This window comes from Zobellella denitrificans (assembly GCF_002237365.1).
GTDB classification, from domain to species: domain Bacteria; phylum Pseudomonadota; class Gammaproteobacteria; order Enterobacterales; family Aeromonadaceae; genus Oceanimonas; species Oceanimonas denitrificans.
Genome location: NZ_NMUO01000039.1, coordinates 16337 through 31967 on the forward strand (window position 1 = coordinate 16337; position 15631 = coordinate 31967).

14 protein-coding genes are annotated in these 15631 nt (G+C 65.4%); 11 read left to right on the plus strand and 3 right to left on the minus strand.

Going from position 1 to position 15631, the window contains the following annotated elements:
- Positions 1–8: 8 nt before the first annotated feature.
- Positions 9–2039, minus strand: coding sequence for a methionine--tRNA ligase (gene metG, locus CGX12_RS10035; RefSeq protein WP_094039760.1), 2031 nt, complete (start codon positions 2037–2039; stop codon positions 9–11).
- A gap of 117 nt (positions 2040–2156) precedes the next feature.
- Between metG and glk the strand changes: the two genes are divergently transcribed.
- The 11 genes from glk to CGX12_RS10090 all read left to right on the plus strand — a co-directional run bounded on the left by glk (position 2157) and on the right by CGX12_RS10090 (position 14257).
- Positions 2157–3116, plus strand: coding sequence for a glucokinase (glk, locus tag CGX12_RS10040; protein WP_094039747.1), 960 nt, complete (start codon positions 2157–2159; stop codon positions 3114–3116).
- The gene (locus tag CGX12_RS10045) at positions 3113–3829 is read left to right on the plus strand and encodes a response regulator (RefSeq protein WP_094039748.1); all 717 of its coding nucleotides are present in this window, start codon (positions 3113–3115) and stop codon (positions 3827–3829) included. The genes glk and CGX12_RS10045 overlap by 4 nt, the downstream gene beginning before the upstream one ends.
- Complete coding sequence (locus tag CGX12_RS10050; protein ID WP_094039749.1) at positions 3826–5277, plus strand: ATP-binding protein; 1452 nt, start codon at positions 3826–3828, stop codon at positions 5275–5277. The genes CGX12_RS10045 and CGX12_RS10050 overlap by 4 nt, the downstream gene beginning before the upstream one ends.
- A gap of 155 nt (positions 5278–5432) precedes the next feature.
- On the plus strand, positions 5433–6686 hold the full coding sequence (locus tag CGX12_RS10055; protein WP_094039750.1) for an ABC transporter substrate-binding protein: 1254 nt from the start codon (positions 5433–5435) through the stop codon (positions 6684–6686).
- 59 nt (positions 6687–6745) lie between these two features.
- Positions 6746–7687 carry a carbohydrate ABC transporter permease gene (locus CGX12_RS10060; RefSeq protein ID WP_254918258.1) on the plus strand — a complete coding sequence of 314 codons (942 nt, stop codon included), beginning with the start codon at positions 6746–6748 and terminating at the stop codon, positions 7685–7687.
- A complete protein-coding gene (locus CGX12_RS10065) occupies positions 7680–8543 on the plus strand; it encodes a carbohydrate ABC transporter permease (protein WP_094039751.1) in 864 nt (287 codons plus the stop codon). The genes CGX12_RS10060 and CGX12_RS10065 overlap by 8 nt, the downstream gene beginning before the upstream one ends.
- Positions 8544–8747: 204 nt before the next feature.
- Positions 8748–9863 carry an ABC transporter ATP-binding protein gene (locus CGX12_RS10070; RefSeq protein WP_094039752.1) on the plus strand — a complete coding sequence of 372 codons (1116 nt, stop codon included), beginning with the start codon at positions 8748–8750 and terminating at the stop codon, positions 9861–9863.
- A gap of 100 nt (positions 9864–9963) precedes the next feature.
- Positions 9964–11037 (plus strand): iron-sulfur cluster carrier protein ApbC, encoded by a 1074-nt coding sequence (gene apbC / locus CGX12_RS10075; protein ID WP_094039753.1) that lies wholly within the window; start codon positions 9964–9966, stop codon positions 11035–11037.
- Positions 11038–11064: 27 nt separating this feature from the next.
- Positions 11065–11706: a uridine kinase gene (gene udk, locus CGX12_RS10080; protein ID WP_094039754.1), complete on the plus strand. Its 642-nt coding sequence runs from the start codon at positions 11065–11067 to the stop codon at positions 11704–11706.
- Positions 11707–11727: 21 nt separating this feature from the next.
- Positions 11728–12309, plus strand: a complete 582-nt coding sequence (dcd, locus tag CGX12_RS10085) for a dCTP deaminase (protein ID WP_094039755.1) — start codon at positions 11728–11730, stop codon at positions 12307–12309.
- Between the two features lie 22 nt (positions 12310–12331).
- Positions 12332–14257 carry an AsmA family protein gene (locus CGX12_RS10090; RefSeq protein ID WP_094039756.1) on the plus strand — a complete coding sequence of 642 codons (1926 nt, stop codon included), beginning with the start codon at positions 12332–12334 and terminating at the stop codon, positions 14255–14257.
- A 442-nt stretch (positions 14258–14699) separates the two neighbouring features.
- Here CGX12_RS10090 and CGX12_RS10100 read toward each other — a convergent pair whose 3' ends face one another.
- Together CGX12_RS10100 and CGX12_RS10105 are read right to left on the minus strand one after the other, a co-directional pair.
- A complete protein-coding gene (locus tag CGX12_RS10100; protein WP_232513419.1) occupies positions 14700–15212 on the minus strand; it encodes a low molecular weight protein-tyrosine-phosphatase in 513 nt (170 codons plus the stop codon).
- A gap of 169 nt (positions 15213–15381) precedes the next feature.
- A partial coding sequence (locus tag CGX12_RS10105; protein WP_142995604.1) for a hypothetical protein occupies positions 15382–15631 on the minus strand: 250 nt, incomplete at its 5' end.

The following is a 15631-nucleotide window of genomic DNA, read 5'->3' on the forward strand; positions in this document are numbered from 1 at the left end:
CTTCCAGCTTATTTCACCCTCATGCCCGGCTGGGCGCCGGCCTGGGGCTCGAGGATCCACAGATCCTTGCCGCCGGGGCCGGCGGCCAGCACCATGCCTTCGCTCATGCCGAAGCGCATCTTGCGCGGGGCCAGGTTGGCGACCATGACGGTAAGCTTGCCTTCCAGGTCTTCCGGCTTGTAGGCGGACTTGATGCCGGCGAACACCTGGCGGGTCTCGCCGCCCAGATCCAGCTGCAGCTTGAGCAGCTTGTCCGCTTCCGGCACCGCTTCCGCCTTCTTGATCAGCGCCACCCGCAGGTCCACCTTGGCGAAGTCGTCGAAGCCGATGGTGTCACTGATGGGGTCGTCCGCCAGGGGGCCGGTGGGCTTGGCGGCCTGCTCGGCGGCCAGATCTTCCTTGGAGGCTTCGACCATGGCGGCGACCTTGTCCGCCTCGATACGGCTGAACAGGGCGCTGAAGGTGTTGACCCTGTGGGCCAGCAGCGGTTGTGCCACCGCGTCCCATTCCAGGGCGCAGCCGAGGAAGGCCTCGGCCCGCTCGGCCAGTTTCGGCATTACCGGCTTGAGGTAGGTCAGCAGCACCCGGAACAGGTTCAATCCTAACGAGCAGATGGCCTGCAGCTCGGCCTCCTGGCCTTCCTGCTTGGCCACCACCCAGGGGGCCTTGTCGTCCACATAGCGGTTGGCCTTGTCGGCCAGGGCCATGATCTCGCGGATGGCGCGGCCGAATTCGCGCTGCTCGTAATACTGGCCGATGCGCTCGGCGGCCTCGGCGAACTCGGCGTACAGGGCGGGCTCGGCGCACTCGGCGGCAAGCTGGCCGTCGAAGCGCTTGGTGATAAAGCCGGCGTTGCGCGAGGCCAGGTTGACCAGCTTGTTGACCACGTCCGCGTTTACCCGGGCCACGAAGTCATCCAGGTTCAGGTCCAGATCGTCGATGCGGCTGGACAGCTTGGCGGCGTAGTAGTAGCGCAGGCACTCGGGATCCAGGTGGTCGAGGTAGGTGTCGGCCTTGATAAAGGTGCCCTTGGACTTGGACATCTTGGCGCCGTTGACGGTGACGTAGCCGTGCACGAAGATATTGCTGGGCTTGCGGAAGCCGCTGCCTTCCAGCATGGCCGGCCAGAACAGGCTGTGGAAGTAGACGATGTCCTTGCCGATAAAGTGATACAGCTCGGCGTCGCTGTCCGCCTTCCAGTAGTCGTTGAAATCGAGGTTGCCCAAGCGGTCGCAATAGTTCTTGAACGAGCCCATGTAGCCGATGGGAGCATCCAGCCACACGTAGAAGTACTTGCCCGGGGCGTCGGGGATCTCGAAGCCGAAGTAGGGGGCGTCGCGGGTGATGTCCCACTGCTGCAGCCCGGCCTCGAACCATTCTTCCAGCTTGTTGGCCATTTCTTCCTGCAGGGCGCCGGAACGGGTCCAGGCCTTGAGCATGCCCTCGAACTGGGGCAGGTCGAAGAAGAAGTGCTCGGTGTCCTTCATCACCGGGGTGGCGCCGGACACCGCCGAGCGCGGGTTGATCAGCTCCGCCGGGGTGTAGGTGGCGCCGCACACCTCGCAGTTGTCGCCGTACTGATCTTCCGCCTTGCAGCTGGGGCAGGTACCCTTGACGAAACGATCCGGCAGGAACATGTTTTGTTCGGGATCGTACAGCTGGGAAATGGTGCGGCTCTGGATAAAGCCGTTGGCCTTGAGCTTGCCATAGATCAGTTCGGCGAATTCGCGGTTTTCCGGGCTGTGGGTGGAGTGGTAGTTGTCGAAGCCGATGTGGAAGCGGTCGAAGTCGGCTTTGTGTTCCTGCTGCACCGCGGCGATCATCTGTTCGGTATCCAGGCCCAGTTGCTGGGCCTTGAGCATGATGGGGGTACCGTGGGCGTCGTCGGCGCAGATAAAATGGATTTGATGGCCACGCATTCGTTGATAGCGAACCCAGATATCGGCCTGGATGTGCTCCAGCATATGACCAAGGTGGATAGAGCCATTGGCATAGGGGAGGGCGCAGGTGACAAGTATCTTACGTGGATCGGTAGCCATAATGTCCATTTAGTTGAGTCAATTACGTGGGACTGAGCATGTTACCCGAGTTTTTTCTGTTATACACTCCCCGCCAGTTTTTTCCCTTTTTAAAACGTTTTGAACAAGGAGTGTGACATGACAGCAGCCTGTCTGATCGCCGATATCGGCGGTACCAACGCCCGCTTTGCACTGGTCGACGAAGGATCGCTGGCGGTGCGGGATATCCGGGTGCTGGCGGTGAGCGCCCATGAACACATAGAGCAGGCCATCCGCCATTACCTGGCCGAGGTGGGCCAGCCTTTGGAAGGCATCAAACGGGCCTGCCTGGCCATCGCCTGCCCGGTGGAGCAGGACTGCATCGACATGACCAACAGCGGCTGGTGCTTTTCCCGGGCGGCCCTGGCCCGGGCGCTGGCGCTGGATGAACTGCGGATCATCAACGACTATACCGCCCTGGCCTACAGCCTGCCGCACCTGGCGGAGCAGGACAAACGCAAGGTGGGCGGCGGCGCGGCCCGGCCCGGGTTCCCCATCGCCCTGCTCGGCCCGGGCACCGGCCTGGGGGTGGGCGGCCTGGTCGACGGCCGGCCCCTGGTGACCGAAGGCGGCCACGTGGACTTTGCGCCCAACGACGAGGTGGAGCTCGCCATATTGCGCCACCTCTGGCGCCGGTACGAACACGTGTCCGCCGAGCGGCTGCTGTCGGGCATGGGCCTCGAGCACCTCTACCAGGCCCTGTGCGACTACCACGGCGAGACGGCAACAGCCTACGGCGCCGCCGACATCGGCCGCCATGCCCTGGCCGGCAGCGACGAACGCTGTGTTGAAACGGTGGCACGCTTCTTCGCCATCCTGGGGTCGGTGGCCGGCAATCTGGCCCTGACCCTGGGCGCCCTGGGCGGCGTCTATATCACCGGCGGCATAGTGCCGCGCATGACCGAGCTGTTCGCCGAGAGCCGCTTTCGCGAGCGCTTCGAGGCCAAGGGCCGGTTCCGGGGTTACCTGGAAGCCATCGGCACCTGGGTGGTGGTGGCCGAGCAGCCCGGCCTGCTGGGGGCCGCCGCCGCCCTGCTGGCCGAGGAGGCCGGCGCATGAGCGACTGGCTGGGCCGCCACATCCTGGTGGTGGACGACGACGAGGAGATCTGCGCCCTGCTCAAGTCCTACCTGGAGCGCAGCGGTTTCAGGGTGAGTGCCCTCAACAGCGGCGAACGCCTGTTGCAGGCGCTGGAGCTGGCGTCGCCGGACATGCTGATCCTGGACGTGATGATGCCCGGCGAGGACGGCTTCAGCCTGTGCAGCCGGGTGCGCAAGGTCTCCCAGGTGCCCATCATCATGCTCACCGCCTCGGCGGACGAGAGTGACCGCATCATCGGCCTGGAACTGGGCGCGGACGACTATGTGCCCAAACCCTTCAGCCCGCGGGAGCTGCTGGCGCGGATCAAGGCGATTTTCCGGCGGGTGGGCGGGCTGGCGCCGGGCGGCCACCACCGTTATTACTGCTTCGCCGGCTGGCAGTTGGATACGGTGAACCGCAGCCTGACCGATCCGCAAGGGGAGGAGCAGGCCCTGTCCGGCGCCGACTACAGCCTGCTGCAGCTGTTCCTGGAGCGGCCGGGCGAGGTGCTGAGCCGGGACGATCTGCTCGGACTGACCCGGGGCCGGGAGGCCAATCCCTTCGATCGCAGCATAGACGTGCAGCTCAGCCGGCTGCGCCAGCGGCTGGGGGAGGACGCCAAGGATCCCCACATCATCAAGACGGTGCGCGGCGCCGGCTATGTGCTGGCGGTGGCGGTGGAGCTGAAATGAGACGCTGGCTGCGCTGGCCCAACTCCCTGTTCGGGCGCATGTCGCTGGTGATGATACTGGGGGTGGTGCTGGCCCAGGCGGTCAGCAACGCGGTCTGGGTGCAGCAGCTCAACAAGGACAAGGCCGAGTCGGCGGCGCGCATGGCCGAGGAACTGGCCGACAGCGTCGCCTCCACCGTCAACTTCTTCCGCGCCCTGCCGCGCAACTACCAGCACCTGGTGCTGTCCCAGCTCAGGGACATGGGCGGCACCCGCTTCTTCGTGTCCCTCAACCGGGAATTTATCGAGATCCAGGACATTCCCGACTCTCCCGTCAAGGCCATCGTCACCCGCCGCTTCGAGCAGGAGCTGCGCCGGCGCCTGGGCGGCGAGCTCGAGCTGCACATCGGGGTGTCCCATCCCCAGACCCTGCACGTGTACAAGAACGAGGTGCGGCTGCTGGACCTGCCCGCCCGCTGGGCCCAGCAGAGCCAGATCCACGATCCGGACGCACCGCCCATCCTGGTGATGCAGCTGGCCATGGGCGAGGGTGACTGGCTCTACCTGGCGGCGCTGCTGCCCGATCGGACCCTGCTGGCACCGACGACCTACCTGGACGGCGAGCGACTGCTGTTCCTCACCCTGCTGGTGCTGGTGTTGCTGCTGGCCGGTGCCCTGATCTTCCGCTGGCTCAACCGGCCCCTGCGCCGCCTGGGCCGGGCCGCCGAGCGGCTGGGGCGGGGCATGGAGGTGGCCAAGCTGGACGAAAGCGGCCCGCGGGAAATCCGCGCCACCGCCCGCGCCTTCAACCTGATGCAGGACCGCATCGGCCGCTTTATGGCCGATCGGGAGCGGCTGTTCTCGGCCATCTCCCACGATCTCAAGACCCCCATCACCCGGCTGCGGCTGCGCGCCGAGCTGCTCGACGACGACCAGATCAGGGCCAAGTTCGAACAGGATCTGCTGGCATTGGAACAGATGGTGAAGGGGGCCCTCGACTGTGCCCGGGGTACCGATATCCGCGAGCCGGCGACCCGGGTCGACCTCTTCGCCCTGTTGCAGGCACTGTGCGACGACGCCGGCCTGATGGGGGCCGAGGTCAGCCTGCAGGGGCGGTCGCCGGCCTTCTTTCACGGCAAGGCGCTGGCGCTCCGGCGCTGCTTCGGCAACCTGATCGACAACGCCGTGTTCTACGGCCGCACCGCCGAGGTGACCCTCACCGAGGACAAGCACTGGCTGGAAGTGCAGATCCGCGACCGGGGCCCGGGTATTCCCGAGGCGGCCCTGGAGCTGGTGTTCGAGCCCTATTACCGGCTGGAATCCTCCCGCAGCCGCCACACCGGCGGCACCGGCCTGGGGCTCAGCATCGCCCGCAACATAGTGCACGCCCACGGCGGCGAGCTGAGCCTGGCCAACCGGGCCGGGGGCGGCCTGGTGGTGTCGGTGCGGCTGCCGAAGGGCAGCGGCTGAAATGTGATCCCGGTGTGAATAAACCCGGGATCCGTTAACACTTCGTTACAATTGCTTTCCTTATGTAACCCAAGCGCCTTGGCCGCCGTGCTTTAATGACGGGGTGGCTCCAGGTGGGAGCCTGCCATTGAGTGAAACCACAAAAGGGAACCCCAATGAAACTGTTACGGAAATCCATTCTCGGTGTGATGTTAGGCGGTATGCTGGCCCCGTCGGCCTGGGCGGGCAAGGTGGAAGTGCTGCACTTCTGGACCTCCGGCGGCGAAGCCAGATCGGCGGCCGTGCTCAAGGAGCTGCTGGAGGCGGAAGGCCACGGCTGGGAAGACTTCGCGGTGGCCGGCGGCGGCGGCGAGAGCGCCATGACGGTACTCAAGTCCCGCGCCGTGTCCGGCAATCCGCCCAGCGCCGCCCAGATCAAGGGACCGGACATCCAGGAATGGGCCGAGCTGGGGTTTCTCGCCAACCTGGAAACGGTGGCCCGCCAGGGCGGCTGGGACGAGCTGCTGCCCAAGGTGGTGGCGGACGTGATGCGCCACGACGGCCACTATGTGGCGGTGCCGGTGAACGTGCACCGGGTCAACTGGCTGTGGGCCAACCCGGCGGTGTTCGAACGGGTCGGGGTAGCGGTGCCCACCAGCTGGGACGAGTTCATCACCGTGGCCGACAAGCTGAAGGCGGCCGGTGTCACCCCCCTGGCCCACGGCGGCCAGGCCTGGCAGGACGCCACCCTGTTCGAGGCGGTGGCCCTGGGCAAGGGCGGGGTCGACTTCTACCGCAAGGCCCTGGTCGAGCATGACGATGCCACCCTGTCCGGCCCGCAGATGGTGGAGGTGCTGTCCCTGTTCAAGCAACTGCGCAATTATATCGACGCCGATGCCCCGGGCCGCGACTGGAACATCGCCACCGCCATGGTGATCAACGGGGACGCCGCCATGCAGGTGATGGGCGACTGGGCCAAGGGCGAATTCAGCGCCGCCGGCAAGGTGGCGGGCCAGGACTACCTGTGCGTGGCCGCGCCCGACACCCAGGATGCCTTTACCTTCAACATCGACAGCTTCGCCATGTTCGAGCAGCGCGATGACGACGACATCCAGGCCCAGAAGGATCTGGCGCGCCTTATCATGGAGCCGACCTTCCAGGAAACCTTCAACCTCAACAAGGGCTCCATTCCCGCCCGCACCGGCCTGCCCCGGGACAAGTTCGACAGCTGCGCCCACCTGTCGATGGACGACTTCGTGCGCACCGCCGAGCAGGATACCCTGGTGCCGAGCATGGCCCACGGCATGGCCACCAGCTCCGCCATCCAGGGCGCCATCTATGACGTGGTGACCAACTACTTCAACAGCGCCTCCATGAGCGCCGAGGACGCGGCCCGGCAGATGGCCCGGGCGGTCAAGGCCGCCATCTGAGCCCGGCGGGCGGGCCCTTGCCCGCCCGTCGTCTTCCGGTCTTATCTCAGGGATTTGACATGACCAAGTATTCCATGACCCGGGCCCTGCCGCGGGGAGAGGCCCCTGTCCGCGCCGGCGGCGGCACGGCGGACCGGCTGCAGCGCTGGCTGCCCAGGCTGGTGCTGGGCCCGACCATGATCACCACGGTGCTGTTCGTGTACGGCTTCGTGGCCTGGACGGTGCTGTTGTCCTTCACCTCGTCCCGTTTCCTGCCCAAGTACGATTTCGTGGGCTGGCTGCAGTACCAGCGGCTGCTGGACAACGAACGCTGGAGCGTGGCCTCGCTCAATATCCTGATCTTCGGCGGGCTTTTCATCCTGATCTGCCTCGCCCTCGGGGTGCTGCTGGCGGTGCTGCTGGATCAGCAGATCCGCGCCGAGGGCGCCATCCGCACCGTCTTTCTCTATCCGATGGCGCTGTCCTTCATCGTCACCGGCACCGCCTGGAAATGGGTGCTGAACCCGGGGCTGGGGCTGGAGAAGCTGATGCGGGACTGGGGCTTCGAGTCCTTCACCTTCGACTGGCTGGTCAATCCGGACATGGCCATCTACACCCTGGTGATCGCCGCCGTCTGGCAGTCGTCGGGGTTCGTGATGGCGCTGTTCCTGGCCGGCCTGCGCGGGGTGGACAACGACATCATCAAGGCGGCCCAGCTCGACGGCGCCGGCCTGCTCACCATCTACCGGCGCATCATACTGCCCTACCTGCGGCCGGTGTTCTTCAGCGCCTTTATCATTCTTTCCCACATCGCCATCAAGAGCTTCGACCTGGTGATGGCGCTGACCGGCGGCGGCCCCGGCTATGCCACCGATCTGCCGGCCACCTTTATGTACACCACTGCCTTCAGCCGCGGCCAGATGGGCCTGGGCTCGGCCAGCGCGGTGATGATGCTGGGGGTGGTGCTGGCGATACTGGTGCCTTATCTGTATTCCGAACTGAGGGGGAAACGTCATGGTTAAAACCGCTGCCAATCCCGTCGCCCGGGGGCTGCTGTATGGCGTGCTGGGCCTGGCGGTGCTGTTCTACCTGCTGCCGCTGCTGGTGATGGTGCTGACCTCGTTCAAGAGCATGGCGGACATCCGCGGCGGCAACCTGCTGGCGCTGCCGGAAGTCTGGGTGCTGGAAGCCTGGGCCAAGGCCTGGGGCAGTGCCTGCACCGGGGTGAGCTGCGCGGGGGTGCAGCCCTATTTCTGGAATTCCTTCGCCATCACGGTGCCGGCGGTGCTGATCTCCACCCTGCTCGGCTCCCTCAACGGCTATGTGCTGACCAAGTGGCGCTTCCGGGGCTCGGAATTTTTCTTCGGCGCCATGCTGCTGGGCTGCTTCATTCCCTTCCAGGTGGTGATACTGCCCATGGCCCAGACCCTGGGCTGGCTGGGGCTGGCCAACACCATCCCGGGCCTGGTGTTCGTGCACGTGGTTTACGGCATGGCCTTTACCACCCTGTTTTTCCGCAATTTCTACGTGGCGGTGCCGACCGAGCTGGTGAGCGCGGCGCGCATCGACGGGGCCGGTTTTTTCCGTATCTACTGGCGCATCATTCTGCCGGTGTCGGCGCCCATCTTCGTGGTGACCGTCATCTGGCAGTTCACCCAGGTGTGGAACGATTTCCTGTTCGGGGTGGTGTATTCCGGCGGCAATACCCAGCCGATCACGGTGGCGCTGAACAACCTGGTGAACAGCTCGACCGGGGTGAAGGAGTACAACGTGGACATGGCGGCGGCGATGATAGCGGCGTTGCCGACCTTGCTGGTGTATGTGCTGGCGGGCAAGTATTTCGTGCGCGGCCTGACCGCCGGCGCGGTGAAAGGATGATGAAGCGGCATGGGTGGCAGGATATGGCGGCGCACCGGCCAAAGGGACAGCTCCGCCGACACGCCGTAAACCCATCCATGGGGGCTCGGACATGCCATCCCTGGCATGTCACGGTCGGCGGAGCCGCTCCCTTTGACCGTCACTCGACTAGGGCGTTGTCTGTCCACCATGGCGACGCGGCAATATATTGAAGAGGACGCCATCATGGCAGCATTGGCAATTCAGAACGTAAAGAAAAGTTTTGGCGATACCCATGTGCTCAAGGGCATCGATATCGAAATCAAGGACGGGGAGTTCCTGATCCTGGTGGGACCGTCCGGCTGCGGCAAGTCGACCCTGATGAACGCCATCGCCGGGCTGGAGGAGGTGACTTCCGGCGATATCCGCATCGGCGAGCGGGTGGTCACCGGGCTGCAGCCCAAGGACAGGGACATCGCCATGGTGTTCCAGTCCTATGCGCTCTACCCGAGCATGACGGTGCGCGACAATATCGCCTTCGGCCTGGAGATCCGCAAGGTGCCCAGGGCCGAGCGGGAGCAGGAGGTGCAGCGGGTGGCGGAGCTGTTGCAGATAAGCCACCTGCTCGATCGCAAGCCGTCCCAGCTCAGCGGCGGCCAGCGCCAGCGGGTGGCGATGGGGCGGGCGCTGGCGCGCCGGCCCAAGATCTACCTGTTCGACGAGCCGCTCAGCAACCTGGACGCCAAGCTGCGGGTGGAGATGCGCACCGAGATCAAGAAGCTGCACCAGCGCCTGGGCACCACCATCGTCTATGTGACCCACGATCAGATAGAGGCCATGACCCTGGCGGACCGCATCGCGGTGATGAAGGACGGCATCGTCCAGCAGTTCGGCACGCCGCGGGAGATCTACGAGAACCCGGTGAACATGTTCGTGGCCGGCTTTATGGGCTCGCCGGCGATGAACTTCCTGCGCGGCGAGCTGGTGGCGAGCGAGCAGGGGCTGGGGGTGCAGGTGCTCAACGGTGACGGCGAAGCCTTCGTCTTCCCCCTGGGGCCGGACACCCGCGGCCTGACCGGCCGGCTGGGGCAGGAGGTGGTGCTGGGCATCCGTCCCGAGCACCTGACCCAGGTGATCCCCCATCAGCAAGGGCTGGCGCAGGTGTGCCGCTTCCGGGCACGGCTGGAAGTGGTGGAGCCGACCGGGCCCGATACTCTGGTGGAGGTGCAGCTCAACGGCCAGGGCATCAACTGCCGGGTGCACCCGGCCGAGGCGGGCCGGGCCGGCGAGCCGATGGCGCTGATGGTGGACATGGGCAAGGCGGTGCTGTTCGACCCGGCGACCGAGCAGCGGTTGCTGTAAGTCATCTGCCGCCTAATCCCCTTTACAACCCGGGCCGGCGTTTCGCCGGCCCGGGCTTTTTGGTAGAGTGCAGGGCGGATTCCCTATCAGGCCAAACAGCATGAACAACGAACAGATTAGCGCCCGCATCGCGCAATTCAGGCCGCCGCACTGGGCCCAGGATCCGGTCAGTGCCGGTTTTGTACGCGGCATAAGCCTGGAGCAGGACGAACTGGTCATCAGCCTGGTGCTGCCCTTCGCCGAGCTGGCGGTGGAAGCGGCGCTGCACGCGCTGGACGCCGAGCTGTGCGCCCTGAGCGGTGCCCGTGCGGTGCGCTGGCAACTGCGCGTCGACGTGGCCACCCTGGCACGGGCCAACGAGGTCCAGGGCGTGGCCGGGGTGCGCAATATCATCGCCGTCTCCTCCGGCAAGGGCGGGGTGGGCAAGTCCACCACCGCGGTCAACCTGGCGCTGGCGCTCAAGCGCCAGGGGGCCCGGGTCGGCATCCTGGACGCGGACGTCTACGGCCCCTCCATCCCGCTGATGCTGGGGGTGGCCGACGCCCGGCCGGAAAGCGACGACGGCAAGACCATGACGCCCATCGAGGCCCACGGCCTCAAGGCCAACAGCATCGGCTTTCTGGTCGCGGCGGACGACGCCACCATCTGGCGGGGGCCCATGGCCAGCAAGGCGCTGTCGCAGATCCTGCGCGAGACCCGCTGGGGTGAGCTCGACTACCTGGTGGTGGACCTGCCCCCGGGCACCGGCGACATCCAGATCACCATCGCCCAGCAGGTGCCCACCACGGCGGCGCTGGTGGTGACCACGCCCCAGAATGTGGCCCTGGCCGACGCGGTCAAGGGCATCAACATGTTCCGCAAGGTCAATATCCCGGTGCTGGGGGTGATCGAGAACATGAGCTACCACCAGTGCACCGCCTGCGGCCACCGGGAAGCCCTGTTCGGCGAAGGGGGCGGGGTGCGGGTGTCGACCGAGCACCAGGTGCCCCTGCTCGGCCAGTTGCCGCTGGATGCGAACCTCTGCCGGCAGATGGACCGGGGGACGCCCACGGTCGAGGCCGAGCCCGAGGGGCATATCGCCCGGGCCTATCTGGACATCGCCGCCCGGGTGGCCGCCGGCCTCTACTTTACCGGCAAGACCATTCCCACCAGCCTCTATACCCGGCTGGTGTGAACCTTTTTTCATTTTTCAGGTAACAGAATGTCAGAACAGCGCAGCTGTGTGATCATCGGCATCGCCGGTGCATCCGCCTCGGGCAAGAGCTTGATTGCCCAGACCATTTACAACGAGCTGATGGCGGAGCTGGATGCCGCCGAGATCGGGGTGATCAGCGAGGATTGCTATTACCGGGATCAGGGTCACCTGACCATGGAAGAACGGATAAAAACCAACTACGACCACCCCCGGGCCCTGGACCACGAGCTGCTGGCCGAGCACCTGCGCGCCCTCAGCCGGGGCGAGGCGGTGGACATTCCCCAGTATTCCTACGTGGCCCATACCCGCACCTCCGAGACCATCCACTTCCTGCCGAAGAAGGTGATCATCCTCGAAGGCATACTGCTGCTCACGGATCCGGTGCTGCGCGAGCTGATGGACGCCACCATCTTTATGGATACGCCCCTGGACATCTGCCTGATCCGCCGGCTGCAGCGGGACGTGGAAGAGCGCGGCCGCTCCATGGAGTCGGTGCTCAACCAGTACAAGGAAACGGTAAGGCCCATGTTCCTGCAGTTTATCGAGCCGTCCAAGCAGCACGCGGACGTGATAGTGCCGCGCGGCGGCAAGAACCGCATCGCCACCGACATGATCAAGTCCCGCATCCGCCACCTGCTGATGGATTAATCACCGAATCAAGGAGTCTTCATGCGTCTGTGCGACCGTGATATCAAGCGTTACCTGGCCGAAGGCCGCATTCGCATCACCCCTGAGCCCCTGCCCGAGCGGATCAGCGGGGTGAGCGTGGACGTGCTGCTCGGCAATGAGTTCCGGGTGTTCCAGGATCATACCGCCCCCTATATCGATCTGAGCGGCCCCAGCGCCCAGGTGTCCGAGGCCATCAACCGGGTGATGAGCGACGAGATCTTCATCAACGACGGCGAGGCCTTTTTCCTGCATCCGGGGGAACTGGCCTTGGCAGTAACGCATGAGTCCGTTACCCTTCCCGATGACATCGTCGGCTGGCTGGACGGCCGTTCCTCCCTGGCGCGCCTCGGGCTTATGGTGCACGTCACTGCCCACCGCATCGATCCGGGCTGGTCCGGGCGCATCGTGCTGGAGTTTTACAACAGCGGCAAGCTGCCGCTGGCGCTGCGGCCCAAGATGGTGATCGGTGCGCTCAACTTCGAAACCATGTCGGGCCCGGCGGAGCGGCCCTACATGAGCCGTGCCAGTGCCAAGTACAAGGCCCAGAAGGGAGCGGACGCCAGCCGGATCAACCAGGACTGAACCTCAATACGGGATAACGACAATGAAAAAGTGGCTCTACGGGCTGGGCGCCCTGCTGTTGTTGCTGATACTGGCGCTGGTGGCACTCACCCAACTGGTGGACACCGAGCGGGTCAAGCGGGTGCTGATCGAGCAGACACGGGAGAAAACCGGCCGTACCCTGGTGATAGAGGGCGATCTGAGCTGGCGTTTCTTCCCCTCCATCGGCTTCACCCTGGGCAACACCGCCCTGCTCAACCCACCCGGCTTCCCGGAAGGGCCCACCCTTGCCATCGGCGAGGTCAGCCTGGACGTGGCGCTGCGGCCGCTGTTCGACAACCGACTGGAGATCGGGGAAATGGTGCTGGGCAACGCCCGCCTGCACCTGATCACCCGGGCCGACGGGGTGTCGAATCTCGACGATCTGCGCGGCCTGTCCGGGCGGGAGGCGCCGGTCGAGGCGGACGCCGGGCAACCTGGGGGGCAGGGGCGGGAAGACGAGCGCCGGCCCATGAGCATCAGCCTGGCCGGGGTCAGGGTGACCGATGCCGAAGTGGTGATGCAGGATGAAGGCAGCGGGCGGCTGACCCGCCTGAACCGGGTCAACCTCACCCTGGATGCCTTCGCGCCCGGCGAGTCGGTGCCGCTCAGCCTCTCCGGCAGCCTGTTCAGCGACGACGTGCAGGCCAGCCTCGAGGCCCAGGGCCGGCTGTGGCTGGCGCCCGAGTTCGATCGGCTGCGCCTGGATGGACTGCAGCTGGCGGTGGATGCCACCGGCCGGGCCATTCCCGGCACCAAGCAGCTGCGCCTGAGTGGCGAGCTGGCCTACGAGCTGGCGCAGAAGCGGGCCGAGTTCACCGGGCTGGCGTTGCAGCTGGGTGCCCTGGAGCTGGCCGGCGCGCTGTCGGTCCAGCACAAGGCGATCCCGACCATCCGCTTCGGCCTGACCACGCCGCTGCTGGATATGGACGCCCTGCTGACGGAATGGCGCCCGCAACAGGGCAGGGCGCCCTCGACCTCCGGTGCCGCCTCCGGCTCCGGTACGGTCGTGCCCGCGCCGGTGGCCGGGCAGGAGCCGGATCTGTCCTTTCTCCAGGGGCTCGATGTCGAGGGCAGCCTGAGTGCCGACAAGGTGCTGGCCCAGGGGGTGGAACTGGAGCAACTGACCCTGATGATCCGGCTCGCTCAGGGCAAGCTGAAACTGGAAGAGGTGGAGGCCCGGCTTTACCAGGGAAGACTTGACGCCAGCGGTGAACTCGACGCCAGCACCAGCCCGGCCCGCTTCAATGTGAGCAAGCGGTTGACCGGGGTCGATGCCCGGGCCCTGCTCGCCGCCGCCATGGACATCGACTACCTGGCGGGCGAGGCGAGCCTGGCGCTGGATCTGCGTGGCCGGGGCCTTTCCGCCGATGCGCTCAAGCGTAACGTCCAGGGCAGCAGCGCACTGAAGGTAACCGATGGCGCCCTGCACGGGGTCAATATCCCGGCCATGATCCGCCGTGGCTATGCCCAGGTGAAGGGGCAGCCGCTGCCGGCGGAAGAGGCGGTGCAGAAGACCGACTTCAGCGCCCTGACCGCCGATTTCAGGGTGGGCGGCGGCAAGGTCGCGACCGACAACCTCCGGATGGCGTCCCCCCTGCTGCGCATCGAGGGGCAGGGGGAGACCAGCCTGCTCGACCAGTCCCTGAATGTGCTGCTGAACACCTCCATCGTCGGCTCGCTCAAGGGCCAGGATGGGGAGGAACTCACCGAGCTCAAGAACATTACCCTGCCGGTGCGCATCAGCGGCAGCTACCAGGCGCCGAAGTACAGCCTGGACATGCAGCAGGTGTTCGACCGCTACCTGCGCGACAAGGTGGACCGGGAAGCGGAGCGGCTGCAGCGGCGGCTCGATGAAAAGCTGGGCGAGGAGCTGGGCGACAAGCTTCAGCAACGCCTGCCCGGCCTGCTGGACCGGCTCAAACTTTGATACCGGGGGCGACAGCCCCCTCGTCCGCGTTCTCCAGCTGTCGAGCCTGCCGGGGCTCCCCGCAACCCCGCTTATCCACCAGTCCCGGATCAGGATTGGGTAATGGGCGCAGGTTCGGACTATGCTCTAACTACATGCTGTTACACGCCAAGGAGGGCGGTATGGACATGGTCAAGGTAAAACTCTTGTCATCATATAGGGATTCTAACGAATCCGTTTTTGACGCCGGCAGCGGACCGCGCGTGGTGTTGTTCGATGAGCTCGACACACCGGCTCCCCTTATCCCCCCCAGAAGGTCATCCCAGGCCGGAACCATAGTGATCAGACTGCCCGACGAGTGGGGTGAATAAAGGCATTCCCGGGCGAAGGTGTGCTATCCCCAGCCATGCCCGTCAGGACGGCATGGCTGTGGCTTCTGAATGTCCGCGCCGGACGATGGCCGTTACCGGCGCGGACGATGCAAATGAGCCAGTAGACCGTCGCAGGCGGACTCGATTAAATCCAAAACATGCTCAAAGCCCTGATCGCCGTCATAGTAGGGATCAGGTACTTCCTGCTCAGGTTGATGGGCAAAGCTCAGCAGCAGCTTCAGCTTGTGCTGCTGCTCTGGCGGACATACTGCCCTGAGATCCGCCAGATTGTCGCGATCCGCGGCCAGGATAAGATCGAAGTCGGTAAAGTCTTCTGCCCGGATCCGGCGCGCGCGAATACCATTGAAGTCATAGCCCCTGGCTTCTCCTGCCGCCCGGGAGCGGGCATCCGGCGTGGCGCCACTGTGGTAGCCGATGGTGCCGGCCGAGTCGATTACCAGCTCCAGCCCAACTGCCCGTGCCTTGTGGCGGAACACCGCCTCGGCGGTGGGCGAGCGACAGATATTGCCCATGCACACAAACAGAACCTTATGTTTTTCCTGGTGCGCCAAAATTGTTGTCCTCTGCATCTCGGCTGCCGCCATCAAGCAACGGCAGCCCGGTGTTAAGCCTTGGCCATATTCTGGATCATGGAGCGGAAAAGGCAATAATGAACCCGCGGTAGATGTCTATCCGACGAACCACTGCCTCCGAGTATTTCAACAAACTAAAAAGGCTCCCGAAGGAGCCTTTTGTCGTGCTGGAATGGACGCCTTATTCCGGCTTGGCCATGGGGGCCGAGGCCACGTTGCGGGCGGCCTGGCTGCCGGCCGGGCGGCCGCTGGTGGCAATGGCCTGGCGCTCCAGGGGCGGATAGTCCGGCTTGACGTAGGGCACCTCGGGCACCACCGGCGGTTTGGCCATGGGGGCCGACGCCTGGCGGGCGGCCCGGTAGAGGCCGGAGGCCTGAACCTTGCCGTTGACCGGGGCGGTGTCCTGAACGGCGGCCGCCTTGGCCTCGGGC

Coding starts and splice junctions, on each gene's coding strand:
- CGX12_RS10065 (WP_094039751.1), top strand. CDS start 7,680: ATGGTTAAAACCGCTGCCAATCCCGTCGCCCGGGGGCTGCTGTATGGC.
- CGX12_RS10060 (WP_254918258.1), top strand. CDS start 6,746: ATGACCAAGTATTCCATGACCCGGGCCCTGCCGCGGGGAGAGGCCCCT.
- dcd (WP_094039755.1), top strand. CDS start 11,728: ATGCGTCTGTGCGACCGTGATATCAAGCGTTACCTGGCCGAAGGCCGC.
- CGX12_RS10055 (WP_094039750.1), top strand. CDS start 5,433: ATGAAACTGTTACGGAAATCCATTCTCGGTGTGATGTTAGGCGGTATG.
- CGX12_RS10050 (WP_094039749.1), top strand. CDS start 3,826: ATGAGACGCTGGCTGCGCTGGCCCAACTCCCTGTTCGGGCGCATGTCG.
- udk (WP_094039754.1), top strand. CDS start 11,065: ATGTCAGAACAGCGCAGCTGTGTGATCATCGGCATCGCCGGTGCATCC.
- CGX12_RS10090 (WP_094039756.1), top strand. CDS start 12,332: ATGAAAAAGTGGCTCTACGGGCTGGGCGCCCTGCTGTTGTTGCTGATA.
- CGX12_RS10045 (WP_094039748.1), top strand. CDS start 3,113: ATGAGCGACTGGCTGGGCCGCCACATCCTGGTGGTGGACGACGACGAG.
- metG (WP_094039760.1), bottom strand. CDS start 2,039: ATGGCTACCGATCCACGTAAGATACTTGTCACCTGCGCCCTCCCCTAT.
- glk (WP_094039747.1), top strand. CDS start 2,157: ATGACAGCAGCCTGTCTGATCGCCGATATCGGCGGTACCAACGCCCGC.
- apbC (WP_094039753.1), top strand. CDS start 9,964: ATGAACAACGAACAGATTAGCGCCCGCATCGCGCAATTCAGGCCGCCG.
- CGX12_RS10100 (WP_232513419.1), bottom strand. CDS start 15,212: ATGGCGGCAGCCGAGATGCAGAGGACAACAATTTTGGCGCACCAGGAA.
- CGX12_RS10070 (WP_094039752.1), top strand. CDS start 8,748: ATGGCAGCATTGGCAATTCAGAACGTAAAGAAAAGTTTTGGCGATACC.